We start from the raw sequence: 26,152 nt of genomic DNA on the forward strand, positions 1-26,152 counted from the left end.
CTTTAATTTTAACGGGAAAGTTCGTATGTTTCTATTATTTTGTAAAAAAATAGATGCGAATGAATTTCTTCATCCACATCAAAAATTATACAACCTAAAAAAAACAGTTTATCATCAAGATAAACTGTTTAAGAAATTAACTATTTTTTTGAGCTCTTCTTGCGAAGAATGGGAAGATAAGTCCTAAACTAATTAAAACAATTGGTGTTAAAATGTTCATAATTAATTGGAAAATAAATGCTCTTGGGTTATCAGCGTAAGGAATCTTAGGAACAGCTCCTAAAATACAAGCAAAGGCTGTAAATAAGAAACACCATAAACCTACTAAATAACCAATTTTAGGATTTTTAATAAATTTATAATCAGAATTAAAATCTTTATGCATTTTATTAATCATCATATAAGCAAAGAATACCCATAAGTAACGAAGTGGCATAACAATTGAGTTTAAGTTAAGTAACCACTTGTAGTTTTCATTCATGTTCTCAATTCCTAAACCAGGAACGATAATTAAAATACTTACCAAAATCCCAGTTAGAATGTACCCTTTAACAGGAGTCCCTTTACTATTTGTTTTAGAGAAGCTTTCTGGAATAAATTCTTTATCTGAGTCAGCTAAAAGAATTTTTAATGGTGCATCAATTGAGAAAGCTAGAGCTGAAATTTGTGCTAACATTTGAGCTACTGCATAGATAATAACAAAAAGGTTACCAACTTTGTAATAAGCACCTAATTTACCAAATGCTTCATAAGCACCATTTGCCATTAAGTCATTTGGAATATTGTTGCTATCAAATAACATTCCCATTGAGAACGAACCTAAAATCGCACAAACTGCAATCATAATAGCTAACACAAGCATTCCTTTAGGGAATTCTTTTGAAGCATTTTTTGTTTCGTTAACATAAGGTGAAATTTTTTCTGCTCCACCTACAGCAAATACTAACATTGAAATAGTTGTGAAGTAAGCAAAATCAAATTTCGGTAAATATGATTTAATATTACCCATATCAGGTGTTGCGAAAGTTGCATCAGAGATAGCAGGCGCAGATACAGCTAAAAGTATGAATAATAATGACATAATAAACATAGCAGTTCCTGCGACACCACCGATACGTTTAAGAGTTGTTAATCCTTTAGATGAAATCCATAAAAAGAATAGGAAAATAACTAAACAAATCATGGCTACAGTTGTTGCACTGACAGTATTAATAAAATCTCCATTCTGTTTAAAAATCCAACTAATCGAAATTAAAATCCCTTGAGGTTTTTGAGCTAAGTAGGGGATATGTACTACCCAATAAGTCCAAGCTGCAAAATAACCAATTTTTTTGGTAGTTGTATTTTTAACCCAACTACTAACTCCTCCAGTACTGTCTTTAAAAGTCGAACCTAATTGACCAACAATTAAAGCATAGGGAACAAAGTAAAGAGCCATAATTAAAATCCATGACACGATTACTGATAAACCTTGTGTTGCGTAGTTATTTACAACATTTCCAAGTCCCCAAACAGATACAAAGGCAATGATGGCTACGTTATACCATCTAAGTTGCTTTGAATCCTTCATATAATCACTCCTCAATATTTTTGATACCTTACTCATGATAATAATTTTCAAAGTCTGTGACAATCAAAAAAGAGGAAAAGTAGCTTCAAATGATAATCAGGTTAAAATAACAATCGCTTTCGTTAAAAAATGATAACAATATCTGTCTAAAGCATCAAAAAAAGAACTAGATAACTAGTTCTTTGATTTTTTATTTAGTTGTTAGTAAGTCAGATGTATCTGAGTAGTTTAGACCTTTTAGATTAAGAGGATCTTTTCCATAAGAAAGACCGATTCCACGAGTGTCATCAAAGCCAATTCCACTATAAAAAACATAGTACTGACCATTCTCTTTTAATAGAGCGCTCTTATAAAGACCTTTTCCATCAAATTGATGTTTATCTTTTGAAGGGAAGATAATAGGGGTTAATTTATCCCAAGTTACTCCATCAGCTGATTTTGAATAATAAACATTCATAACATGTCTTTGGGATAGTTCTATTTTTCCTTTTGATTCAAAACCAGAGACAACTGTTTCATATCCTAAGTCTGTTTTTTGTACATCTAAGTGCCAGTGTTTCATATTATCAGAGGTTGCATAAGCCATTTTAACTTCATTTTCTTTACTCCAATTGATTCCATCTTGACTTGATCTGTGCCAAATCTTAAACCCGTTAGCAACATACCAAACTTGGTAGCCATTTTCATCTTTAATAAATGCTGGAGAAATCCAATCTCCCTTTTGACGATTTGCTTGGTGTATAATTTGCTTTTCAGACCAGTTTTTGCCATCTTTTGTATCAATTCTATAGATAATAACATCACCAGAAATATCATCTACAAAACGCCAAAATAGCTCAATACGATCTTCTTCTTTGTTATAGATAATATTAGTATCAGAATCATACTGAAGTGGTGTTTTACCATTGAATTTTTCTGATTTAGGTTCATCTAAAGGATTACTTTCATCTGGAATCCATTCAATTAAGTCATTCGATTTGAAAACATGGGGATTTTCGTAAGTTGCGTCCCCCTTAGGATAAGCAGTAATACCCATCCAATATTTATACCCGTTCCATTTTTCGGGAAAACTGATAACAGAAGGGTGAGTATTTTCGATTGTGTCATAAGCTGTTGGAAGAACGAGTCTTTCACGAGAGTTTGCGTAACTGACGACTTTCTTAGCACTTACATATTGAACGTTGGCATTATTAATAATACCTTTTTTCTCTTTAATAAATGTTATTGTCTGTGGTAAAAACATAGTCATACCAACTGCAGCTACAATTAACATAAAAATATTCATTTTTTTGTCTTTTAAATCTTTTTTAAAGAAATATCGATAAACGAAATAACTCAACCCAAAAACCATAATACTAATACCAATAAATAAAATTAATGCTTCTCTAAATCTCATAGTTGACCTCCATTTAACAACGCTTTTTCAATTAATTCTTTATCTGGTGTGACAAATAAAGTTTGCTGATTCTCATATATAACATAACCTGGTTTAGCTCCATTTGGTTTTTTAACATGTTTAACTTGCACGTAATCTACTGGAACTTGTGAAGATAGGCGATACTTTGAATAAAAAGCTGCTAAGTGAGCGGCTTCAATGAGAGTTGTTTCATCAGGTTCTTTACTTTTAATAATTACATGAGAGCCTGGTATATCTTTTGCATGAAGCCAAATATCTGTTTTACTAGAAGTTTTTAAGGTTAATTGGTCATTTTGTAAATTATTTTTACCAACTAAAATCTTAATACCAGTAGATGATGTGAATGTTTCTGGTTCACTTTTCTTTTGTTTAGCTTTTTTCTTTTTTTGTTTGTCCTTAATATACTTCTCAGCAATTAACTCTTCCTTAATAAGCTCAATATCCTTAGGTGCCGCTATTTCTAACTGACTTTCGATAGATTGTAAGTAGAGTAATTCGTACTTAGCTTTTTCAAGTTGCTCAATCACAACTTTGACACTATTTTTAAGTTTTTGGTAACGTTGGAAATATTTTTGTGCATTTTGATTAGGAGTAATGGCTTCGTTTAAAGCAATTTCAATTGGCTCGTTTTCCTCATAATAATTATTTAAAGTAACAGTTTTTACTCCACGAGGCACTTCATGTAGAAAAGTTGTTAAAAGTTCGCCTTTAATTCTAAAAATCTCAGCATGGTCTGCATCAATTAATGATTTTTCTAACTTTTCTATTTTTTTACTAATTTTAACCTGGTCATTTTTTATTTTTCTAAATAGCTCACCTGCTTGCTGCTTCACACGATCTCTTTCAGCTTTTCCTTCATAGAAACCATCAAGTAGTGAACTTAAACTGTCATAAAAGGTATTTTCATCACCTAATGTAACAAAAGGAATAGGGGAGAACTGTTCTTTTCCATTTGTAATGGTTAAAGTAGGTTTAATAGTTGTTTCAAGTTGATTGAAAAAATAATACCAAGATTTTATCTTTTCTTTAGGATTTAAATTAAGTTGATAAACCAACTCTTTTGCTGTATCTTTACCAATTCCTTGAAAAGTTGTTTGGATGAAAGCAGTGTCTAAATTCTCTGTTGTTTTAATGATTTCAAAGAGTTTATGCTCAGAAACATCAAAAGGATTTAACTTATCCTGAGTAGGAGGAGCAATATAGTCCATTCCTGGTAAAATAGTACGGTAAGAGTTTACACTCGTACCAATATGTTTAATCGCATCGATTATTTTCATTGAATTTTGATTATATAAAATGATATTACTATGTCTACCCATCAACTCAATAGATAGAATAATATTCTCTAAATCACCAAGTTCATTACGACTTGAAAAGTAAAAATTAAGAATACGGTCATTTTCAAGTTGTTCAATCTTTTCTAAAATACTACCATCCAGATACTTTCTAATCACCATACAAAAGTTAGGTGGAGTAGAAGGGTTACTGTATTGTATCTGGGTAATTTGAACACGAGCGTAAGTTGGGTGTGCAGATAGAAGTAAGGTGTGATTTTTCCCTTGGCTTCTAATAACAAGCATTAATTCATTGTCATATGGTTGATGAATTTTTGAAATTCTTCCTCCATATAATAGACTATTCAATTCTTGTTTCATCAAATGGGTAAAAATACCATCAAAGGACATAAGATAACCTCCATCTTTTTTATCAAAAAAAGAGGCACAGAAAAACTGGCCTCTTTTAAAATATCTTAATTAGGTCCGTTTCCTTTAAACCAACCTGTTTTTGCGTTTATCGTTACAACGTAAAGAGGGAACTCTTCAGGTTTACTTTTTGGGAAAATTTTTGAGTTAGTTGTTGCGTACAAGTCGTAGAAACCCTCACCGTTTTCAATGTATTTAGGTACTAGTGTATAGCCACCTTCGACAACATAACCGCGACTGATAACTTCAGCAATAACTTTTTCTTGTACACCAGGAGCCCAGCCCCATGCTGCATCATTATAATCAATATAAGCATCTTGACGATTTCCCCATTTATAATTGCCACCAGGACCAGTAGGTGTAGTAGGGGCAATAGTTTGAGTTGTCGTATTAGTTTGATTTTGTTGATTTAGTTCAGCTAATCGTTGTTCTTCTGCCTGACGAGCTAATTCTTCAGCTTCTTGTTTCTTTTTCTCAGAATCAACTAAATAAGTATCAACTTTTTTAAGTTTTGCTAGATAGTCTTTTTTAGCATCTTCATCTTTAAGAGCTTTAATCAGCTCTTCAGTTTCTTCGTATTGCTTACGCGTAGCTGTTTTAACAACTGAGTCATCCTTAATTAACTGATCTAATTTTTCGTTAATAGTAGCTAATTGATTTTTCTGTTTTTCAGCTTCATCAAAAGCTTTATTAAACAGAATGTCAAAACCGTCTTTTTCTTCACTAACACGAGTTAATGTAATAGGAGAGCTATTCTTTACTAGGACATTCTCTTTAAGTTCTTTACCAACCATAATGGGTGATTTGAATAAGGCGTTCATTTTTTCTTGTTTGTTAAACTTATCTTCAGCTTCGTCAAATAATTCTTTTAAGTTATCATACCCATCTTTTGTTTTTAGCTTATCTAGTTCTTCTTGAGCTTTCTTAAAATCAGCTTCTTTGATATCGTTTTTTAAGAAAACTTTGTCTTTAGAGGAAAATAGAGAGTCTAATTCTTTTTCAGTAGAGTCAATTAAAGCAACACGGTCTTTTTCCGCAGCTTTATCTTGTTCGTTAGAATAAACGTAGAAACCGCCAACAGCTAAAACAGCTGCAGCAGATAATCCAATAATCAGTTTTTTACGATTGTTGGAAGAACTAGATTCACGGCGACTTTCTAACTTTTTAACTACTAATTCTTCTGTTGTTGGCTCAGTAGAAGGAGTAGGAGTTGAAATTTTTTTCTCTTCAACTTCTTCAGTAGGAACAACAGGGTCTATTGTTTGAGTGTCTTCAACTGATGAGATTTCTTCAGTTGGTACTTCAAAAACTTCAGTTTCAGTTTCTTGCTCACTTTGAGGCTCTTCAATAGGTGCCTTAGCTTCTGGGACATCAATTTTATCCTCTTTAGGTGTATCTTCTACAGTATTATTAGTTTCAGGCTTAAAGTTACGATGTTTAAACCTTGATTCTGGGTAATTTTCAGTTGGTTCTTTTTCTATTTCTTTGAATGTCTTAAATTGTTTTGTTTGATTTGGATCAAAGGTTTCTTCTTGATCTGTTTGGTCATTAACTGGAATAAATAAATCACAGTTTGGACAATATTCTTCTCCATCTTTAAACTGATGACCACAATTAGGACATTTATTAGTTTCTTTTGTCAAAATAAGTACGCTCCTAATCATATTAATATAGCTCTACAATTATATCATTATATACTAAAGAGGTAAAAAAATATAGCAAAAACAAGAAATCAGCTAGTAGGATTTAAGATAAAACACTCTTTCTATTCTCAAGCAATTACTTTTAGGTTATAATAAGTCCATTAAGATTTTAAGGTGGTTTTTTAATGAGCAACATAGTAGATGAGCTTTTAGTTCTATTAAAAAAGAAAAAAACAATTGCAGTTATTATAATAATAGTTGTTGGGATTGTTATGATGAATGTATTTAAGTCCTTATATCGTCCGACTATTCGTGAGCAACAAGTAGATTCAGTTGCTAAGATAACTTATAAAAATAAACAGTTTAAAAAAATTCAAGATAGTGAATTGACTGACTTACTTAAGAAAAAAGAGCAACAAGTTATTGCAGTTATTGACCCATCAGAGAATAAAGGCTACAAAAAGGTAGAAAAAATGTTTAATGAAAAAAAATCGATTGAAAATCTACCTGAAACAGTCTACATATACGAACCTGTTTATCCAAATCAAAAAATGAATAAAGACCTAGGTATCAATGATAAAAACACCTTTATTGTCTACAATGAAGGTAAAGAAATTGGTCGCTATAGTTTCAATGATTTATCAGTAGGACCTGAAGAAATAACAACAGAGTTAAACCAAATTATTAATCCCAAAATCCCTAGAAAAAAACCAGTTAGAAAAGAAGTTCAAACAGAAGATTCAGCGACAGAAAATACACAGACAAATAATGATGGTCAAACACACACATCAGAAGTATTTTTTGAGTAGTTGTTGACATTTAGAATTTCTAGGTGTAGGATAAATTTAATATTTTAAGAAAAGAGGAATTGTCATGAATAAAACAGCATTTAACCAAATAACAAAAGAATTAAATAGTTTTTCATGGCAAACTTGGCGTAGATAGTTGTATTTAGGCTAAATTTTTGGCATGGATACGACTTTTTAGAACACAACTTCTAAAAGATGTATCTATGTCAGGTAAGAATGATTATTCCACCGCATAGATTTATGCGGTTTTTGTTTATCTAGAAATAGAGTAGGCACAAACCATTATGATTTGGTTTGTGCCTATTTTTTATGTAAAAGAAAAAGTTAATTAGAAAAGAGGAAAAATAATGAATAAAAAAATAGTAGCTGTAATTACTGTATTAGGATTGTTTTTAGCAGGAAGTTATATTAAAGACAGTAAGGAGCAAGAAAAATTAAATGAAAAAGCTAAATTACCAACAATTGGTGTTTTACAATTTGTTTCCCACCCAGCTTTAGATGATATCTATAAGGGAATGGTAGATTCATTAGCAAAAGAAGGTTTTAAGGACGGGGAAACAGCAAACATTGTCTTTCAAAATGGTCAAGCAGATCAAAGTAAATTAACAAGTATGAGCCAGCATTTAATTAACGAAAAATCGAATATCCTTGTGGGGATTGCCACTCCTGCTGCACAAGCATTAGCCAATCAAACGCAGGAGATTCCAATTGTCCTAGGTGCAATTAGTGATCCTAAAAGTGCAGGATTAGTTGAAGATAATAATCATCCAGGTGGAAATATTACTGGTGTTAGTGATCAATCTCCTGTCGAAGCACAACTAGAGTTAGTAAAAGAAATTTTACCAAGTAGTAAGAAAATGGGGATTCTCTATTCATCAGCAGAAGACAACTCAGCTTATCAAGCAGAAAAAATTACTACTGAAGCAAAAAAATCAGGTTTTGATGTAAAGAGTTATCCTGTACCGTCAACAAATGAAATTTCTCAAATGATGCAAGTGATGTCAAAAGAAGTGGATTTCGTTTACTTACCAACAGATAATACAATGGCTAATGCGATGCAAACAATAGTTGATGTGGCTAACCAATACAAAATACCTGTTATTCCTTCTGTTGACACTATGGTGGAGCAAGGTGGTTTAGCAACAGTTGGTATTAATCAATATGAATTAGGAGTTAAAACTGGTGAGATGGTGGCTAGTATTTTAAAAGGAGAAAGTAAGCCTGCAACAACACCAATTTACACTTTCGATTCAGGAGATATTATAATCAACCAAAAGCAAGCTGATTTTTTAAACATCTCTATTAATCAGTCAATTAAAGACAAAGCAATTATTAAAGGAGGAGAATAAGATGATCGTTTCTACAATCGCACAAGGATTCTTATGGGCAGTACTTGGATTAGGTATCTATTTAACATTTAGAATTTTAAATTTCCCGGATTTAACAACAGAAGGTAGTTTTCCTTTAGGAGGAGCTGTTTGTGTAACAGCGATTACAAGTGGTGTTTCTCCCATTTTAGCAACACTTTTAGGTGTCGGAGCAGGTATGTTGGCAGGTCTTGTGACAGGTCTACTTTATACAAAAGGTAAAATCCCGATTATCTTATCAGGAATTTTAGTCATGAGTGCTTTAAATTCTGTCATGCTTTTTATTATGAAATCACCTAATTTGTCTTTACTTAATCAAAAGAAACTATTTAATAGTTTGGATTTTTTAAATCTCCCACCTAATTATGATAAAATTATCATTTCATTAATTGTTTTAGTAATTGTAATAGGAGGTATTCTATTATTTCTATATACTGATCTAGGCCAAGCGTATGTAGCAACCGGCGATAATGAAGAGATGGCAAAATCTTTTGGAATCAATACAGATCGTATGAAAATATTAGGCTTAATGATTTCAAATGGAATTATCGGCTTAGCGGGTGCTTTAATTGCCCAAAGTGAAGGCTATGCGGATGTGAATAAAGGAATTGGTGTCATTGTTATTGGACTTGCTTCTATTATATTAGGGGAGCTCCTTTTTGGTGAACTTACTCTTTCAGAAAGGCTTATTGCAATTGTTTTAGGAAGTGTTTTATATCAATTATTAATTCTATTGGTTATCAAGTTGAAATTAGATACAACATATTTAAAACTGTATTCATCTGTTATTTTAGCGATTTGCTTAATGTTTCCACAAATTAAGCAACGTATTTTACCAACTAAGGAGGCCAAATAAATGTCTGAAACAATTTTAAAATTAGAAGAAGGCTATAAAAAAACTGAAGCTGGCATGGTCATTATGAATCATCTGAATTTAGAAGTAAAAAAGGGTGATTTCATTACAATATTAGGCGGGAATGGCGCTGGTAAATCAACTTTATTTAACTCTATTAGTGGCAAATTACAATTAACATCTGGCCATGTTTTTATCAATAATAAAAATGTAACGAATCTATCAGAAGAAAAGAGAGCAGATTATATAGGTCGGGTTTTTCAAGATCCTAAACAAGGGACAGCACCACGTATGACAGTATCTGAAAATTTACTCTTAGCAAGTTTAAGAGGTGAAAAACGTCGCTTTAGCTTACGAAAACTGAAAGAAAATAGAGATGTTTTTTATAAATTATGTCAAAGAATCGGCAATGGGTTAGAAAATCATTTAGATACGCCTTCTGGAAATTTATCAGGTGGTCAAAGACAAGCTCTTAGTTTGTTAATGTCAACCATTAAACAACCAGAAATCTTATTATTAGACGAACATACAGCAGCTCTTGACCCTAAAACAGCAACACAAATCATGAGTCTAACAGAAAAAATAGTTGCAGAAAATCAGTTAACTTGCCTAATGATTACTCATCGCATGGAAGACGCTTTAAAATATGGCAATCGAATGATTGTATTAGAACAAGGACAAGTGAAATATGACATTAATAAAGAAGAAAAAGAAAAACTTGAGATGTCTGACCTATTAAGTTTTTTTAACTAAATGGATTAATCATAGCACTTGAGTGAAATATTCTATATAATAAAGACAATACAGAATATATAAGGGAGAATTGATAATAATGGTAAAACGATTATTAAGCTGTACAGCAAGTGAAGTTAAAAAAATGACTCCTATGGAATTAAAACAAGCTATCAAAGCATCAGAAGGCCGTATTATTTGTTCTGAAAATGTAGCCATCTCTCAATCAGTGGCAGGAGATATTACAAATGCAGAATTAGCTAGTGCATATGGTGCTGATTTAATTTTATTAAATGGATTTGATGTATTTAACCCTGTTGTTATGGGATTACCTGGTAGTGCTAATTTGCAAGATGTTATTGATGAATTTAATGATCCACGTCATTTAAAGAAAAATCCAGTTGACCAATTAAAATACTTAACTGGTAGACCAGTGGGTGTTAATTTAGAGCCAGTTGATTTAGATACTAAAATGAATGAAACCATTACTTTAATTTCAGAAGGTCGTCAGTGCTCTAAAGAAACCCTGCAAGAAGCACAAAAGCTTGGTTTTGACTTTATTTGTTTAACAGGAAATCCTGGGACAGGTGTAACAAATGAAAAAATAGCAGATGCCGTTAAACTTGCGAAAGAACATTTTTTTGGTTTAGTAATTGCAGGAAAAATGCACGGAGCAGGTGTTGACGAAGATGTGGTAAACATGGAAGCTATCCAGTCATTTGTTGAAGCTGGTGCTGATATTGTATTATTACCAGCAGTTGGAACAGTACCTGGTGTGACAGATGAGGATGTCAGAGATGCAGTGAAGTATATTAGAAAAGCTGGCGCATTGTCTATGTCTGCTATTGGAACAAGTCAAGAAAGTGCTGATCAAGAAACAGTTAAACAAATTGCTATTCGTAATAAAATTTGTGGAGTGGATATTCAGCATATTGGAGACGCTGGATACAGTGGTTTAGCACCAGTTGAAAATATTTATGCGACATCAATAGCTATAAGAGGTTTAAGACATACGATGAACAGAGTTGGCACTTCAATCAACAGATAAACATAAAAATATTATGTTAACCATAAAAAATAAAGCTAAAGACCTATGAATTAAAAACCTTTCTTAGATATAATCTTATCTAAGGAGGTTTTTTTATGTTTAGTTTAGCGTTAGCACTCATTATTATTTCTATATACAATTATAAGCAGCAAAAATTATTTGAAAGAGTATTGAAATATCAGGAAAAAATTCATTATATAATAGGTTACTTATTAATGTTTTATCTATTAATCATGTTAAAAGAAGTAATCGGTTTTCCAAGTATCTCCAATTGGCAAAGAGTTTTAAATGTACAGGGGAATATTTTTGATCCTAATATTAGCTTAATACCTTTTGTTAATGGTATCTTACATTCTGATTATTTAAATGTTGTGATGTTTATCCCTTTAGGTTTCTTTTTACCCTTAATGTGGCGGAAATATCACAATGGTTTTGAAATAATTAAATTAGGCTTTTATTTATCATTATTTATTGAATTAAGCCAGTTATTCACTCGCTTTAGAGCAACAGATATCAATGATCTAATTACTAATACGATTGGAGCAGCAGTAGGTTGGTCTATTTACTTTGTATTTTCAAAATTATTATTAAGAAAAATAGAACCAATACCACTATTTCAATCAAGTAAATTCCTAAAATACGAGCCTCAGCTTTATGTTGTTATTGCTGCAGTGGCAAGTTTTTTGAGTTAGAAAGAGAGTTAGAGATGAAATTAATCAAAATTGATGATATTAAAGATTCGGATTTATTATTATTACAAAAAGAGTTTAGAAAAAGTAAAGAGATAATACATGGATGTAATAGTTTAATCCAAGCAAATGAATTATCTATGTGGCGTAAGAATATCAAAAAATTAGAATGTAATCCACCGAAAAATAAACCTAAAACGATTCAGTATTTTATTGTAAGTGATAAGGAAGAGTTAATAGGTGTAATAGACTTTAGATTTTGTCTATTACCTTTCCAAGAATTAGATGGTGGTCATATAAGTTACACTATTAGAAAAAGTAAAAGAGGGCAGGGATATGCTAGAGAAGCATTAGTAAAAGTCTTAAGATTTGCTGGAGAAAAATCGGATTTAAAAGAAGTATTATTAACTTGTAAAAAAGAAAATATGATTTCTAAAAATGTCATTCAATCATGTGGTGGTAAATTAGAAAAAACAATTTTCATTAATAATAGTCACATAGAACACTATAGAATCGAACTGATTTAACCTCTTATTTATAATCTACAGGTTAAACAATCGGAAATTAACCGCTATTTTATAGATTAGAGGTTAGATTAATAGTATAATGATTATACTATTAATTATGAGGTGTATTAGTATGAAGAACGACTTCCCAAATATTACTGAAAATTTAGTACTAAATTTTTGCAACACTAAAATTTTAAAGCAAGGAAAATTAGTAGATTTATTTAATACGATTGATTCGTTTAAACTTTGGTTAGAAATTCCTATTGATAAAAATGAAGATTATAATCGACAATTATCAGTTATGTATAGTTGTTTAGATACCAGTTTAAACATTGAAGATGTTAAGCAACTTAGAGAAGAGCTCTCTAAAATATTTACAAGAGTTATAAATGATGCTGATACCATAGATGATGTGAAATCAGAAATTGAATCTTTTATCGGGAGCAGCCCTTTTACTCTGATTTTTGTAGACAACGATCCTCTTATGATTCCAGTTGAAAAAGGGATTATAGGAATCAAAACGATTCTCTTTTTATCATTAGTAAGTTTAATCCAATCAGATGAACTTAAAAAATTAGCTAAATGTGCCAATGAAGAGTGTCCGTTATTTTTTATTAATCAGTCAGGTCGTAGAAAGTGGTGTTCTATGAAATTATGTGGTAATCGAAATAAAGTTGAAAAGTTTCTTAATAAGACGAAATAATTAATATTTGTATCAATCATATTTTCGGAACTACTTTAATATCTAATCTAAAGAGCTTATAGTAGCTCTTTTTTTATTATTCGATTTTAACGCTTTTTGTTCGTTATTTATAGGTTAGGTGTTAAAAATATGTATTAAAAAGCGAACTATAAACGTTAAAAAAATAAAAATATAAACAAAACTATTGTTTTATTTATAAAGGTATTCTATTATGTGAGTAGATTTAAGAAGAAAGAGGAGTGTTTTATGGAGTTTTTTCAAGATCTACTTGCAGCTATTGGTGTCGTAATTAATGGAATACCACAAGGAATTTTGGCCTTATCATTAGGATTTGCAGCATTTCCTACTGCACTAGCTTTTGGTTTTTCAGCAGTTGCAAATAGTATTACTGGTTCAGTTGCACCAATATCTTTTCAGGTGGAAACAATCACTGTAGCAGGCTCAATCGGTGGAAATAAGCGAGAAAGAGTTTCTATTATTCTATGGGCAGCGGTCATTATGACAGTTGTTGGTTTGTTTGGATGGATGAATACCTTAGTGGATTTTATGGGAAATGATATTACTTCAGGTATGATGGCAGGTGTTGGTTTCATTTTAGCTAGAACTGCAATTAGCATGACTAAAACAAATACTGATGTTGGTTGGCTTTCAATGGTTACAGCTATTCTAGTATATATTTTTACAAAAGACTTAATCTACACTATTTTATTATCAGTAGTTATTTCAACTCTCTATTCAGTTTATTATAAAAAAGCAAAAATAGAATTACCAGATGGGGTAGGAGACCAAAAGTTATCTCTTATAAAACCAATGATATCTGGAAGAATATTGAGAGGATCATTAGCTTTAGCGTGTTTAAATATTGGTTCAAATATTTCTTTTGGTATGATTACAGGGAGTATGACTGGAAACGATGTAAATCCTGTTAACATTGATGTTTTAACAGTTGTCAGCTCTGTAGCAGATTTAATTTCTAGCTTATTTGGCGGAGCACCATTAGAATCAATTATTTCAGCAACAGGTAGTGCGCCACATCCAGTTTTTTCTGGTGTTTTGATGATGGTGATTATGGCCATTATTTTAGCAACAGGTATTTTACCAAAAATGGGGAAATTCGTGCCAACAGAATCAATTGCGGGATTTTTATTCGTATTAGGTGCTTTTGTAACAGTGACTGGAAACATTCAACCAGCAGTTGCTGATAACCCTTTAGTTGGAAGTGTGACAATGGTTGTTACAGCTTTATTTGATCCATTTTTCGGTATGTTAGCAGGATTAGCAATTAAATTTATATTACCAATAATAGGAGTGGTCTTGTAAAATGAAAAAACATTATGAATTAAAAGTAGCAGGTTTAACTAGAAACTTACCAATCATTCAAGTAGCAGATGATTTAGCCATTGCCTCATTTGTTTTATTAGGAGACGCTGAAATGACAACTGTTGCTGCTAGTGAGATTGTCAAACGTTTACCAGAAAATATCGATTTTTTAGTAACAGCTGAAGCAAAAGGAATTCCTCTTTTACAGGAATTAGCAAGAATTAAAGGGTTTAAAAGCTATATCGTCGCAAGGAAAAGTGTTAAAAGTTATATGGAGTCACCTTTAGAAGCATCAGTATTTTCTATTACGACTCAGAAAGAGCAAACATTGTATTTAGATGGTCATGATGTTGAGTTAATTAAAGACAAAAAGGTAGCTATTATTGATGATGTAATTAGTACAGGGGAATCATTGCAAGCTCTTGTAAACTTAGTTGAAAAAGCTGGAGCAAAAGTCGTTGTAAAAGCTGCTATACTTGCTGAAGGGGATGCAGCTAAGAGAGAGGATATTGTCTTTTTAGAGGAATTACCATTATTCCCATTATAATCTTGTTTGATTCTATCATAGAAAGAACTGGAGAAATTAGCATGTGTTGGAATAATAATAAACAAAGTATAATAGCAAGTATTATGATATTTAGTTCTTTAATGATCTTTACGATATTAACGAGTCAACTTATGCAAGTACAGCATTTACAGTTGCCAGTATTTTACAAGTATCAGGAATACTATTGATGTTACATAATATGTTCATTAGGAAAAAATGTACGATTAACCCTAAAAAGAATCCTACTGATTAAACCGGTAGGATTCTTTTTTTATGTCACTTTATGATAGGGAGTAGACTGCTAATAAAAAAATAACTATTTGGTTTACATAATATATATTAAACCAAGTTAAATGAAAAGATATCAAGAGAGGTAAAAAATGATTTTTATGATGAATTTCTTATAGATTAATATAAATCTACTGAACTACAGATTATAAAATGTTATTTGTTTGTTTTGTGGTTATGCAGATTGCATTTAAAAATTTTTATACTAAGTATTAGCTTTTAAATGCATTTAAACAAGCTATTTAATGATATGTAATAAAATTATTCAAACTTAATAAATTAAATGACTTAAATTTATTTTAATTTAATAGATTTAAATAACGATTAACATTTAATCATAAATAACATATTTATATGTTTTAATCTATAATTATGTGAAAACCAGCTAATTTGATGATAATAAGCAATTTTATAATTTAAGAGGTCTTTCAAAAAGTTATCCTTGGATAAAATCTACCTTTCTTGAAAGAAGTAGCTTTCCGGAAAGGTAGATATAATCATAAAAATTCTACATTGTATTTGTTTTTTTTATTTTTTGACAAATTGATTAGAGTTACCTATAATTAGATAAGAACATTAGTTCTCTTTTAATGTGGAGGAAATATCATTATGAGAAATGAAAAAATAACAAAATTACTTGAATTAGAACAACAATCACTTCCCTGGTTTGTTAATGAATACCTTCATTCAAAAAGTATCGTACCCTACTCTACTGTTACTTTATATGAATATGCTAAAGAGTTTAGGCGTTTTTTTGAATGGTTAGAATCTGAAAACATGCTAACCTCTTCAGAAATTCAATTAGCAGATTTAGAAGTGTTAAAAAAAGAAGATCTTGATCTCTATAAGTCTTTTTTAATGAATTCTCCTAAAGTTGGTACTTCAAAAGACAATCGAAATCGCTCCTTTGTTACAATACAGCGCTCAATCACAGCATTACGTTCTTTATTTAAATATCTGAGCAGTCAAACTGAAAACGAAGATAATGATCCGTATTTGAAGCAAAATGTGATGTTAAAAATTGAAAATATGAAGACTTCAACAACTCTACAGGAACGTTCTAGATCAATTGAGAAAAAATTATTGTTAGATGATGAAGCCATTTTATTTTTATATTATATTGATCAAGATTATGAGGCAACCTTAGCTAGTCACCAAGCAAAAGCTGCATTTAGACGAAATAAGGTTAGGGATTTAGGGATAATTGCTCTTTTTTTAGGGACAGGAATAAGGTTGTCTGAACTTGTTAATATGCAAGTTAATGATCTAGACACTATTAATTTAGAAGCTACCGTTATCCGTAAAGGCGGATTTAAGGATGTTGCATTGATTTCTTCCCTCTTTATTGATTACATAATAGATTATGCTGAAGCCAGAGAAGAGTTATACAAACCTGAAGTTCATGAAAAAGCTTTATTTCTAACAACTTATAAGGGAAAAGCTAAGCGAATTGAGCCTTCAACAGTCGAAAAACTTGTGGCCAAGTACTCGGCTGCATTTAAAGTTAGAATTACACCTCATAAACTAAGGCATACTGTAGGAACTCAGCTCTATAAAAAAACGAATAGTTTACTCACAGTATCTCATCAATTAGGACAAACTGGAACAAGTGCTACGTCTATTTATACGCATATCGTGGACAAAGAACAACGGGATGCTATGAATGATTTGTGGAGCGAATAAAAAACAACCTTGCTAATTTAGAAGGTTGTTTTTTTCATATAGTAATTTAAGAATTTTTCATTGTTTAGTATCGCGATGTTTTCTTCTACTACTGTGAACCCTTTAGACATGAAAAAAGATTTTGCTGTTATAGATGCATAGGTTCTAAAGGAATGAATTTGACTTCTTTCTTCAACTTTATCAACCAAAAGTGAAGCAATTCCTTGACCTTGATAGTTTGAATGAGTAAATAAATGATCAATATAACCAGAATGGTCCATATTAATAAAACCAATTATTTCATTAACTTCGTTTACTGCAACAAAAGCAAACTCATGAATGTTCGCTTTAAATTTTTCTGAATCAATTGCTGACCAACTGTAAACTTGCTCATCAGTGTAATCTTTTTTGTTAATTTTTATAATGGTTTCCTTTATTAACGTTAACACTTCTTCAAGCAAAAATGTTTTATAAGGGATTATTTTCATATTGAGCTCCTCTTAAGTTGTTTTAGAGCCTTTTCTACCCATCTAGGAACTAAAGTATCTTTAGTAAAGTAATCTTGATAGATTCTTTCATAGCGAGTTATCATATTAGCTACATCATTTGCACCAAATGTTTCAGCCCAAACAATAGAAAATAAGCTGGTATGCAGTGAATAAAATTTTAATTGCTCCCAAAAGATATCAGGTATTTGATTGTTAAAATAGCCTTCAATCTGTCCTAGCGCAAATACTGGTGACGTTTCTACTGTGAATAAGGAGATCTTTAAAAATTCTTCAAAAGGATCACCTAAATCCCACCTATTAAAATCAATAACAACTATGTTATTTTGAGGAGTTAGTATTAGGTTACCAGGATGAAAATCACCATGTTGTTTCACAATTTTCTGAGTTTTGATTGCCTCTAGGCGATTTTTAACGTAAGAGATAACCTCCTCTTCATGAGGAAGTCGATAATTCCCTTCAATGTATTGGTTCAACTGTCTTTCTTTTTTGTAAAAGAGATTGCCTAAAATTTCTTCTTGGTTAATGTCATTAGAAATTGGTAGTTCGTGAATTTTTTTAAGAATTTTACCTGCTATGACGCCTAAATCATATTGTTTTTGAGTTGAAAATGTTTCGATAGTCTCTTCCAAAGTTTTTCCTTCAACATAGTTCAAAAGAATATAGCCGTAAGCTGAAATATCAGAAACTTTACCGCATTCAATGGGTTTTGAACAAGGGATAATATCATGACATTCTTTAATAAAGTTAAATTCAACTTGTTTTTCAGTAAGTTTATCACTCTTAAATAAGCGAAGGATATAGGAAGTTTGATTTTTAGTAACTAGATACTTCTTGTCTTGGGACCAACCTAAATCAATAAAGTTAATACTATCCCACGCTTCATAATAAGGAATATTCTTTTGTAAAAAATCTTGACTGTTTTCTTCCAAAATTATCCACCTCGTTATATGGTTAACATAATATTTTTATGTTAACTGATTTTCTGTTTTTAACTCAGGCCATTTTTTTAGCCATTGCTTCTTTTCTACTCTTTGATGATAAACAACCATTCTAGCAGTGTCTTCCATAAAAAATGGTGTTGGTTTGATTGTTAGAGAAACCAAATCATTAATGCCACAGGGAGCGAGTAGCTCTAACTGGTTATTACTATCCAATCTTAAACCAATAGCAGTACATGTCTCAGGAAACTTAGCTAATGCGTCAGCACTATTTATATAAGGTTTTGTATTTGGATTATGGATATTCATATAGACTTGATTTTTAAGTTCCCAATCATATAAAGGATACTTGTTTTTCAAGTTTTTCTCTATTTCTAAAGTTTCTTTATAAGAAATATCCGGATCGTAAAAAATAATATCCACATCAGAAATTAAACTTGTCTTTTGCTTTGATAAATAATTCCAAACATAGTTTCTTAAAGTTCCTGCACACAACCAACAATCTTTTAAATTTAACTGATGTATTATAGCTAAGATTTCCATTATATCAGAGTTTTTAGAAAATAATTTTTTTAAACTAGTTTCATTCATTTCGAGACTCCCCTACTCTTTTTTATCAGTATAATGGAAAATAAAAACAAAGTCGAACGTACATTCGAAAAAAAGAACCTCTCTTTTATAGGAGAAGTTCTTTTAAACTATTAATCGGCTCTTAAAGCGATAGCAGCATCTTTTTTCGCAGCAATTTTAGCTGGGATATGTCCACCAATCATCGTTAAGATTGTTGAAACAATGATTAAAGTAAGTCCGTGAACTGGGTTGAGTTGAGCTACATTTTTTAAGTCAGTCAAATTGTACAGTAGACTATTGATTGGGAATGTTGACAAGTAGGCAATAAAGACTCCTAAAGTACCTGAAGCAATTCCTAAAATACATGTTTCTGCATCAAAAACACGAGTAATATCTTTTTTACGGGCTCCTAAAGCTTTTAAAACACCAATTTCTTTCGTTCTTTCAAGTACTGATGTATAAGTGATAATGCCAATCATAATCATACTTGTAACAAGTGAAATACCAGCAAATGCTATTAAAACATAAGTGACAGCATCCATAAGACCACCTGTTAAATCAGTCATTGTTCCTGCTAAATCTGAATAGATGATTTTATCTTCTTTGCTCTTACCTTTATTAAAATCATCTAAATAGGCTAATACATCGTCTTTGTTACTGTAGTTACTTGGATAAATCATAATACTTGAAGGAATACTGCTACCTCCTAAGTAAGTAATAAAGCTTTCTTTTCCAGATTTATCTAAGGGTTCGTTACTCATAACGTTAACATCACTATCAAGTTGAGCTTTGACAATAGCTGAATTTTCATTGTCAGTAACAATTTTAGATGTTAATTCATTACTATATGCAAATCCTGGTGCGATTAAATTCATCGTTGAAGATGATTTAACACGTAAAATACCGCTAACTGTTAATGTATTGTTGTTTTCGTTATCATATAAAGTTTTATAGTCAGTTGCTGGAATGAAGTTTCCTGTTGGTAGTTCTTGATAATATTCATTATTGTGAACTAACTTCATCTCTGTACCGACGATTTGATTAAAATCTAATTTTTCATCTTCTTTAACATCGAAGCCCAGATTTTTTAATGCGTTAATGTTGGTACTATTATTTCTATCAACTATTAAAACAATATCAGTAGCTTTTTTAGGATAGTTACCAGCTAAAACTGTGTAGTTATCTTTTAAAAAGTCATTCTCGTCTGAATCAAGGGATGTTGGGAATGATGAAACACCAATACCTGTCATACTTGCCATGGCACTAGACATAGAAAGTCCTGTAGAGTCTGCTTGATTAGAAAATGAAACAGGTTTAACCTCATCTCCCGTTTTTCGAAGTAAATTCATGTTAACTGTTCGAGTAAATCCTAAATTACTATTAAAACTCTTATCCATATTTTCAACATAATCAACAAATGTTTGATCTATTTTATTAACATGTTGCATCTTATCTTCTTCACTTCTTTTAGCAGTTATTGTTTTTTCTTTTGAAAATGAACCTTTCTCACTACCTAGTGAATGTTGAGGATTAGCTGTTTGATCGGTAGTTACTTTAGAAATAGTGATTGGAAATTTGGCTAAAGTTTCAGATTGGGTTTGATCAATTTGTTTCTGGAAACCGGTAGATAAAGCCAAAACGATTCCTATACTGATAATCCCGATACTTGAAGCAAAGGCAGTTAAGAAAGTACGTCCTTTTTTTGTTCTCAAGTTATTAAATGAGAGATTTAAAGCAGTCCAAAAACTCATTTTTGTTCTTTTTAATTCAAATTGATCTTTCTTTTTACTTTCAACATGAGGGTTAGAATCTTTTTTGATTCGTCCATCTGAGAATTCGATAATACGATCTGCATACTCATAAGCTAAGTCAGGATTATGAGTTACCATAATAACTAATTTTTCTTTTGAGAGTTCTTTGATTAAATTCATGATTTGAACACTTGTTTCAGTATCTAATGCTCCTGTAGGTTCGTCACAAAGCAAGATATCCGGATCATTGGCTAAAGCACGAGCGATAGCCACACGTTGCATTTGACCACCTGATAATTGATTAGGTTTTTTATTCATATGGTCACTTAAACCAACACGTTCTAAAGCATTTTTGGCATTTTCTCTTTTAGTCGCTTTATCAACACCGCTTAAGGTCATTCCAAGCTCAACATTTTCGATAATTCCTAAGTGGCTAATTAAGTTATAACTTTGGAAAACAAAACCAATAGAGTTATTTCGATAAGCATCCCAGTCACTATCTTTAAAGGTTTTAGTAGATTTTCCGTCGATAATCATGTCTCCTGAATCATAATTATCTAAACCACCTGTCACATTTAACATAGTTGTTTTACCAGAACCACTAGCACCTAATATAGCAACGAACTCTTGTCTTCTAAAGGAAACTGATACTCCATCTAAGGCTTTTGTGACGGTATCTCCAACATGATAATATTTTTTGATGTCTTTTAGTTCCAACATTTATACCATCTCATTTCTTTTGTTTTTTTAACTCTAACACTTGAACATTAACTGAATATTAACTGAATATTAACTCAGTTCATTTATTAAAGATTTTAACATTTTGGGATTAATGATATAGCCTTTTTTATTTTTTGTAACTAAGGCTTCTTCTTTAAAATATTTAAACGTATGCATAAAGTGTCTGTAACTTACACCTAAGTATTCTGCAATTTCAGTGTGTTTTTCATGATATTCATTGTTAATCGAAACTTCTAGTAATAATTTAGCTAATCTAACTTTTAATTCTTGAGTTTGTTGCTCTTTAAAGTGATTCATTCTAAGAAGTAACTTTTTACCGATATATCTAGATAAGAATAATAAAAAGTCTGGTTCAGTTAAAACATGGTTTCTAATAATATCTATCGGAATTCCTAAACAGACAGTATCCCCCATAGATATCACATCTTTGATTGTTTCTTCAGCCTCAATAATAGTTAAATCACCAATTAAATCATCAGTTATTAAAAACTGAAGAATGATTCGTTTACCATTATCTTGTGTGGCAATTACTTTAGCTCGTCCTTCAAGAATGATAAATAAGTAGGTTAATTCATCCATCTCTTTAGTGATAAACTCCCCATTTTTGAAATTAAATACAAAGGACTCTTTAAGAATATCTTTTGTGACACCAGGGATGTTTTTCTTTAGCTTCCATTTTGAAGTAGAGTACATTGTTTTCTTCATTTTTTTCCTCCGAAAATAGGCTATATCTCATATTACCATTTTTTTAATAAGAGTACTATAAACGATGAAAGGATGATTTAAATGAAAAAACTAATGAGCTCTTTGATTTATTATTTTATTAGCGCAGTGGGAATATCTTTAACTATTAAAGCAGGAATAGGCGTTAGCAGTTTCAATTCTCTCAATGTCGCCGTATCCAATTTAACAACTATTCAAGTAGGAACTATTACTTCTGTTATCAATTTATTATTTTTAGTCGGTTGTTTAGTAATTGATGAGAACAGAAAATTAAGTAAATACCTACTAATGTTTGTTGCAACTATGAGTTTTGGTATGGTTATTAACTTTGTTTACTATACTCTTTTTGCTAATGTTACCTTAGTTTCTTATTTCCTAAAAATTAGTGTTTTTGTTTTAGGTGTGGCAATCGCAGGCTTTGGAACAGGACAAGTACTTAGAATTAATTTGCTGACCTTCCCTATTGAATCTTTTTGCCAATTATTGGCTAGTAAAACTAAATTGACCTTCTCTAATTACCGCTACGGAGTTGATATAGTTTGTGTTGTCTTATCTATTCTTATTTCGGTTTTATTTTCACTACCAATAGTTGTCAGAGAAGGAACTATCTTAAGTTTGTTCTTATTGTCTGGTGTTATTAGTTTCTCTAAAAAAATAACACTTTTTGCTAAATAATTATCAAGGAACGACTTGTCACTCTATGAGCAATATGAGAATATAAAAGTGATAGATTGATTAGGAGTTGAGATAATGCAAGAATACAAAGTTAGTTTACCTAAGGAGTTAGACGATGATTTAAGTATTTTAGATCAAGAAACAATTTCTGTAAAAAAAGAACATCAACGACTTGTTATTGAAAAAAAGAAAACGCCTTTTGAAACACAAAATGTTTCCTTAAGATGGTTTTTATTACCTGCTTTAATGTGTAGTGTGATTTTCTTTATTGTCTTCTTTACATGGGGAGATAAACAGATTTCCATGACTGGAGATTTTTCAATTGCAACAGCTACGATGTTATTAGGATTAATTAGTGGAAGTTTTTCTTTTATTTCCATCTTTATTAACAGAAAGAGAAAAGAAAAAAATCCTGAATTAAGTGATATTCAGTGGCGTAATGTCCCTACCATTATTGGTGCTTTTATTGTCATTTTGATGCTTGGAATTTTAAGTTTCTTCTGGATTATTGGTATGATGTTTGAAGGAGCAAGTTTTGATATTTATACAGCAACAGCTATTTTCTTTATTTTTACAGCTATTATTAATTATTTGATGATTTATGCAGCTTATAGTTTTACGTCTTCAATGATTGTAACTATCTTAATTGTTGTGATAATCGGTGGTGTATTCTTTGCGATGTTAACTAATAGCGAGAGTCGCTGGTGGCAACACAACTTTAGTTTTTTAGGGACTAATGAAGCAGCGAGTAGTTGGCAATTTAATTTAACTTTGATGCTTTCCGCTCTACTGATGGTAGCTTTAATTGACTATTTATTTGTAAATCTTAAAAAAAGTGGCTATACAGGCTTTAAAGTGGCTAGTTTAAGAGTTTTACTAACAATGGTAGCAATCTCCCTTGGAGGTGTTGGATTCTTCCCTAATAATGGTACAGGACAACTTCATGCTCTTCATACAAAAGCTGCTGAGATGTTAGTCTATTTAATAGTTATTTTGATTGTTAGTATTCGTTGGATTTTACCAAAAGTGACGAAGGAATTTCTAACGATTTCTTACGGAATTGCAGCGGTCTTAGTTGCCTGTAACTTTTTATTCCAAAACATTGGCTACTTATCTTTAACAGTCTTTGAATTATTGGCATTTGGTTTAGCCCTAAGTTGGATTTTATTATTACTACAACATATTCAACAATTAGCTCATTTAACAAATGCAGTCTATGAAATAAGTATTGAACCTATAAAAGAAGAACTAGCAGAGGAATAAATCTGCTAGTTCTTCTTTTTCTTATAGACTATTAATTAATGTTTTGTTCTTTTCAACAGCCGAAGTACCATCAGCACCCTCAATCATACTAACGATTAAGTAACGACCTTCTGTAGGTTCGTAAGCTAAAATAAAACTATTTTCTTTGCCTTTTGTATCCTGTTTTTCTTTAATTTCAGCTGTTCCTGTTTTAGCAGCAATAGTTGTACCATTACTTAAAACATGAGCTGTTCCGTTTGCGTTTTCAACAGTTTGGATTAAAGCATTTGTAACAAGATTAGCAGCATTTTCACTGATAATATCTTTTTGAGTTTTACTTTCTTCTTCTTGAATGATTTTTGGCATAACTAAGTTTCCTTTATTTGGAAAAACAGAATACATAATAGCTTGTTGGATAGGGTTAATTAGTAATTGACCTTGACCATAGGATGTATCAGCTAACAAGATTTCTGATTTAATACCATCATTACTAATTTGGGCTGGTGTCATGGGAATGTGAACATTCATTTTTTCACCAAAGGGAAATTTCTCTAATCCAGATAGGTAAGTCTTCTCACCCATTTCAAGGGCTTCTTTTGAAAAGTAAATATTGTCTGAATAAACTAAGGCATCTGTCATATTTACTTGAGAAACAGCATCAGATACACGAGTTACAAAATAATCTCCCCAAGAACCATCTTTTTGCCATTTCAAACCTGAGATATCATGTATTTTATCAGGAGTAGTCACCTTGGCATCAATCCCAATAGCAGCTGTAATGGCTTTAAAAGTTGAACCAGGAGCAAATCCAACAGCAAAACGAGCTAAAAATGGATTTAGTGGATCCTTAGCATACTCATCATATTTCTTTTGTGACATACCTAAGATAAATTCATTTGGATCATATGAAGGAGAGCTGACAACCGCAGTTAATTCTCCTGTTTTAGGTGCGGTCACAACTGTTGCTCCTGGTAAAGTGTTTAAGGAATCAAAAGCTTGTTTTTGAATGTTGCTATCAATTGTTAGATGAACATCTTTTCCATCAGTAACATTTTCATCAATGATAGCTTTTCTAACTTCATTGTTCTCATCTACTATGTCAACACGAACACCTATTTTCCCACGTAGTTCTTTATCTAATTGGGCTTCAAGACCTGTTTTTCCTGTTGTTTCAAAACCTGATAATTCAGGATCTTTTTCAAGTTCTTCAGCAGTGACTGTACCTGTATATCCTATTAACTGAGCAGTAGCTTCTTTCAACGGATAATATCGTTTAGAAATTTCTTTATGATGAATATTTAGTGCTTCCATCTCTGTTACAACTTGATCACTAGGCAATGTTTTTAGGGGAACAAATAATTCCTCTGTTACCCAGCTTTGTTCTAGCTGACTCTTAATACTTTCGACAGTTGTATCAAGTTTTTCACTAACCTGTTTAATACGAGTTTTTCTCGCCTCTCCTTCCCCAAGCTCTTTAGGGACAATCCCGTATTGTAAATAATTTGTCTCAGTTGCTAGAGGTTGGTTATTTTTATCTAAAATTTGTCCTCTTTTAGGTGAATAGTGGTTGATAAAAACTTTATCCCCTTTTTCCATCTCTGGGAAAATTAAAGAATAATTCCAGTCAATTGCATAATCCCCTTTTTTATTTTTTATAATATCTCCTTCATAGTTGATATCTTTGATGTCGCCAAATGAGGAAGTCATATTAAATTTAAGTTTAAAGTGATCTTTATTAATATCAGTTACCGTACCATCTATTTTAGTTAGGTTTAAGTTATTAAAAATAGTCTCATATTTTTCAATAGCCGTTTCTTTAGTTAATTCATTTTGTTTAATACTGGATTCATCTAAAGTGGATACTAATTTTTTAAAGTCTTTTTTTTCAAATTGGGCTACAAATTCTTTTATCACTTTTTCCTTTTGTGATTTTTGATAGTGTTGGTAACCAAAAAACGAACCTGCTGAAATAACAACAAGGCTAGCTGCTCCTATAGTAATATAAAGTGGTTTATTATTTTTTTTACGTTTTCTACTTCTCTTATTTTCCATAACTGACCTCTTTCTTCTCCAATAGGTATATTATAACACACCATATTTTTAATTATCAAAAAAGAGAGCTATAAAATTCAGCTCTCTTATG

At 31.2% G+C, this 26,152-nt stretch carries 23 protein-coding genes; 13 read left to right on the top strand and 10 right to left on the bottom strand.

The features are described from left to right. Window positions 1–136: 136 nt before the first annotated feature. The 4 genes from DFR54_RS00005 to DFR54_RS00020 form a co-directional block, all read right to left on the bottom strand. Entirely contained in the window at window positions 137–1,570 is a 1,434-nt protein-coding gene (locus tag DFR54_RS00005) for an APC family permease (RefSeq protein ID WP_114288367.1), read from the bottom strand. A 190-nt stretch (window positions 1,571–1,760) separates the two neighbouring features. Further along, window positions 1,761–2,966 carry a glycoside hydrolase family protein gene (locus DFR54_RS00010; protein WP_114288368.1) on the bottom strand — a complete coding sequence of 402 codons (1,206 nt, stop codon included), beginning with the start codon at window positions 2,964–2,966 and terminating at the stop codon, window positions 1,761–1,763. Then, a complete protein-coding gene (locus tag DFR54_RS00015) occupies window positions 2,963–4,672 on the bottom strand; it encodes an NFACT RNA binding domain-containing protein (RefSeq protein WP_114288369.1) in 1,710 nt (569 codons plus the stop codon). Before DFR54_RS00015 ends, DFR54_RS00010 begins: the two co-directional genes overlap by 4 nt. A gap of 65 nt (window positions 4,673–4,737) precedes the next feature. Next, entirely contained in the window at window positions 4,738–6,333 is a 1,596-nt protein-coding gene (locus DFR54_RS00020; protein WP_114288370.1) for a cell division site-positioning protein MapZ family protein, read from the bottom strand. A 185-nt stretch (window positions 6,334–6,518) separates the two neighbouring features. Here DFR54_RS00020 and DFR54_RS00025 point away from each other — a divergent pair, with 185 nt between their 5' ends. The 11 genes from DFR54_RS00025 to xerS all read left to right on the top strand — a co-directional run bounded on the left by DFR54_RS00025 (window position 6,519) and on the right by xerS (window position 16,881). Beyond that, window positions 6,519–7,142, top strand: coding sequence for a hypothetical protein (locus DFR54_RS00025; protein ID WP_114288371.1), 624 nt, complete (start codon window positions 6,519–6,521; stop codon window positions 7,140–7,142). Between the two features lie 344 nt (window positions 7,143–7,486). Then, window positions 7,487–8,491 carry a tryptophan ABC transporter substrate-binding protein gene (gene trpX, locus DFR54_RS00030; RefSeq protein ID WP_114288372.1) on the top strand — a complete coding sequence of 335 codons (1,005 nt, stop codon included), beginning with the start codon at window positions 7,487–7,489 and terminating at the stop codon, window positions 8,489–8,491. Between the two features lies 1 nt (window position 8,492). Continuing rightward, window positions 8,493–9,365, top strand: coding sequence for an ABC transporter permease (locus tag DFR54_RS00035; RefSeq protein WP_114288373.1), 873 nt, complete (start codon window positions 8,493–8,495; stop codon window positions 9,363–9,365). Continuing rightward, complete coding sequence (locus tag DFR54_RS00040) at window positions 9,366–10,115, top strand: ABC transporter ATP-binding protein (RefSeq protein WP_114288374.1); 750 nt, start codon at window positions 9,366–9,368, stop codon at window positions 10,113–10,115. 79 nt (window positions 10,116–10,194) lie between these two features. Continuing rightward, window positions 10,195–11,142, top strand: coding sequence for a DUF7916 family protein (locus tag DFR54_RS00045; protein WP_114288375.1), 948 nt, complete (start codon window positions 10,195–10,197; stop codon window positions 11,140–11,142). Window positions 11,143–11,237: 95 nt separating this feature from the next. Next, window positions 11,238–11,834: a VanZ family protein gene (locus DFR54_RS00050; RefSeq protein ID WP_114288376.1), complete on the top strand. Its 597-nt coding sequence runs from the start codon at window positions 11,238–11,240 to the stop codon at window positions 11,832–11,834. 14 nt (window positions 11,835–11,848) lie between these two features. Then, the gene (locus DFR54_RS00055; protein WP_114288377.1) at window positions 11,849–12,358 is read left to right on the top strand and encodes a GNAT family N-acetyltransferase; all 510 of its coding nucleotides are present in this window, start codon (window positions 11,849–11,851) and stop codon (window positions 12,356–12,358) included. Window positions 12,359–12,470: 112 nt separating this feature from the next. Continuing rightward, complete coding sequence (locus DFR54_RS00060) at window positions 12,471–13,043, top strand: CGNR zinc finger domain-containing protein (protein ID WP_167807122.1); 573 nt, start codon at window positions 12,471–12,473, stop codon at window positions 13,041–13,043. Window positions 13,044–13,289: 246 nt separating this feature from the next. Continuing rightward, window positions 13,290–14,363 carry an NCS2 family permease gene (locus DFR54_RS00065; protein WP_114288379.1) on the top strand — a complete coding sequence of 358 codons (1,074 nt, stop codon included), beginning with the start codon at window positions 13,290–13,292 and terminating at the stop codon, window positions 14,361–14,363. A 1-nt stretch (window position 14,364) separates the two neighbouring features. Then, complete coding sequence (locus DFR54_RS00070; RefSeq protein WP_114288380.1) at window positions 14,365–14,910, top strand: phosphoribosyltransferase family protein; 546 nt, start codon at window positions 14,365–14,367, stop codon at window positions 14,908–14,910. A gap of 897 nt (window positions 14,911–15,807) precedes the next feature. After that, complete coding sequence (xerS, locus tag DFR54_RS00075; protein WP_114288381.1) at window positions 15,808–16,881, top strand: tyrosine recombinase XerS; 1,074 nt, start codon at window positions 15,808–15,810, stop codon at window positions 16,879–16,881. A gap of 17 nt (window positions 16,882–16,898) precedes the next feature. On the opposite strand, the gene DFR54_RS00080 is transcribed toward xerS, so the two are convergent. The 5 genes from DFR54_RS00080 to DFR54_RS00100 all read right to left on the bottom strand — a co-directional run bounded on the left by DFR54_RS00080 (window position 16,899) and on the right by DFR54_RS00100 (window position 22,074). Beyond that, window positions 16,899–17,348: a GNAT family N-acetyltransferase gene (locus DFR54_RS00080; RefSeq protein ID WP_114288382.1), complete on the bottom strand. Its 450-nt coding sequence runs from the start codon at window positions 17,346–17,348 to the stop codon at window positions 16,899–16,901. Continuing rightward, window positions 17,345–18,298: an aminoglycoside phosphotransferase family protein gene (locus DFR54_RS00085; RefSeq protein WP_170126889.1), complete on the bottom strand. Its 954-nt coding sequence runs from the start codon at window positions 18,296–18,298 to the stop codon at window positions 17,345–17,347. The genes DFR54_RS00080 and DFR54_RS00085 overlap by 4 nt, the downstream gene beginning before the upstream one ends. A 36-nt stretch (window positions 18,299–18,334) precedes the next feature. After that, the gene (locus tag DFR54_RS00090; protein ID WP_114288384.1) at window positions 18,335–18,898 is read right to left on the bottom strand and encodes a nucleotidyltransferase family protein; all 564 of its coding nucleotides are present in this window, start codon (window positions 18,896–18,898) and stop codon (window positions 18,335–18,337) included. 110 nt (window positions 18,899–19,008) lie between these two features. Further along, window positions 19,009–21,348: an ABC transporter ATP-binding protein/permease gene (locus tag DFR54_RS00095; RefSeq protein WP_114288385.1), complete on the bottom strand. Its 2,340-nt coding sequence runs from the start codon at window positions 21,346–21,348 to the stop codon at window positions 19,009–19,011. A 69-nt stretch (window positions 21,349–21,417) separates the two neighbouring features. Beyond that, window positions 21,418–22,074 carry a cyclic nucleotide-binding domain-containing protein gene (locus tag DFR54_RS00100; protein ID WP_114288386.1) on the bottom strand — a complete coding sequence of 219 codons (657 nt, stop codon included), beginning with the start codon at window positions 22,072–22,074 and terminating at the stop codon, window positions 21,418–21,420. An 81-nt stretch (window positions 22,075–22,155) separates the two neighbouring features. On the opposite strand from DFR54_RS00100, the gene DFR54_RS00105 reads away from it, so the two are divergent. Both DFR54_RS00105 and DFR54_RS00110 read left to right on the top strand, forming a co-directional pair. Next, window positions 22,156–22,767, top strand: coding sequence for a YczE/YyaS/YitT family protein (locus DFR54_RS00105; protein WP_114288387.1), 612 nt, complete (start codon window positions 22,156–22,158; stop codon window positions 22,765–22,767). 75 nt (window positions 22,768–22,842) lie between these two features. Then, window positions 22,843–24,030 carry a DUF998 domain-containing protein gene (locus DFR54_RS00110; protein WP_114288388.1) on the top strand — a complete coding sequence of 396 codons (1,188 nt, stop codon included), beginning with the start codon at window positions 22,843–22,845 and terminating at the stop codon, window positions 24,028–24,030. A 21-nt stretch (window positions 24,031–24,051) separates the two neighbouring features. On the opposite strand, the gene pbp4 is transcribed toward DFR54_RS00110, so the two are convergent. Then, on the bottom strand, window positions 24,052–26,061 hold the full coding sequence (pbp4, locus tag DFR54_RS00115) for a penicillin-binding protein PBP4(5) (protein WP_114288389.1): 2,010 nt from the start codon (window positions 26,059–26,061) through the stop codon (window positions 24,052–24,054). Window positions 26,062–26,152 lie beyond the last annotated feature (91 nt).

This window comes from Vagococcus fluvialis (assembly GCF_003337315.1).
Lineage (GTDB): Bacteria > Bacillota > Bacilli > Lactobacillales > Vagococcaceae > Vagococcus > Vagococcus fluvialis.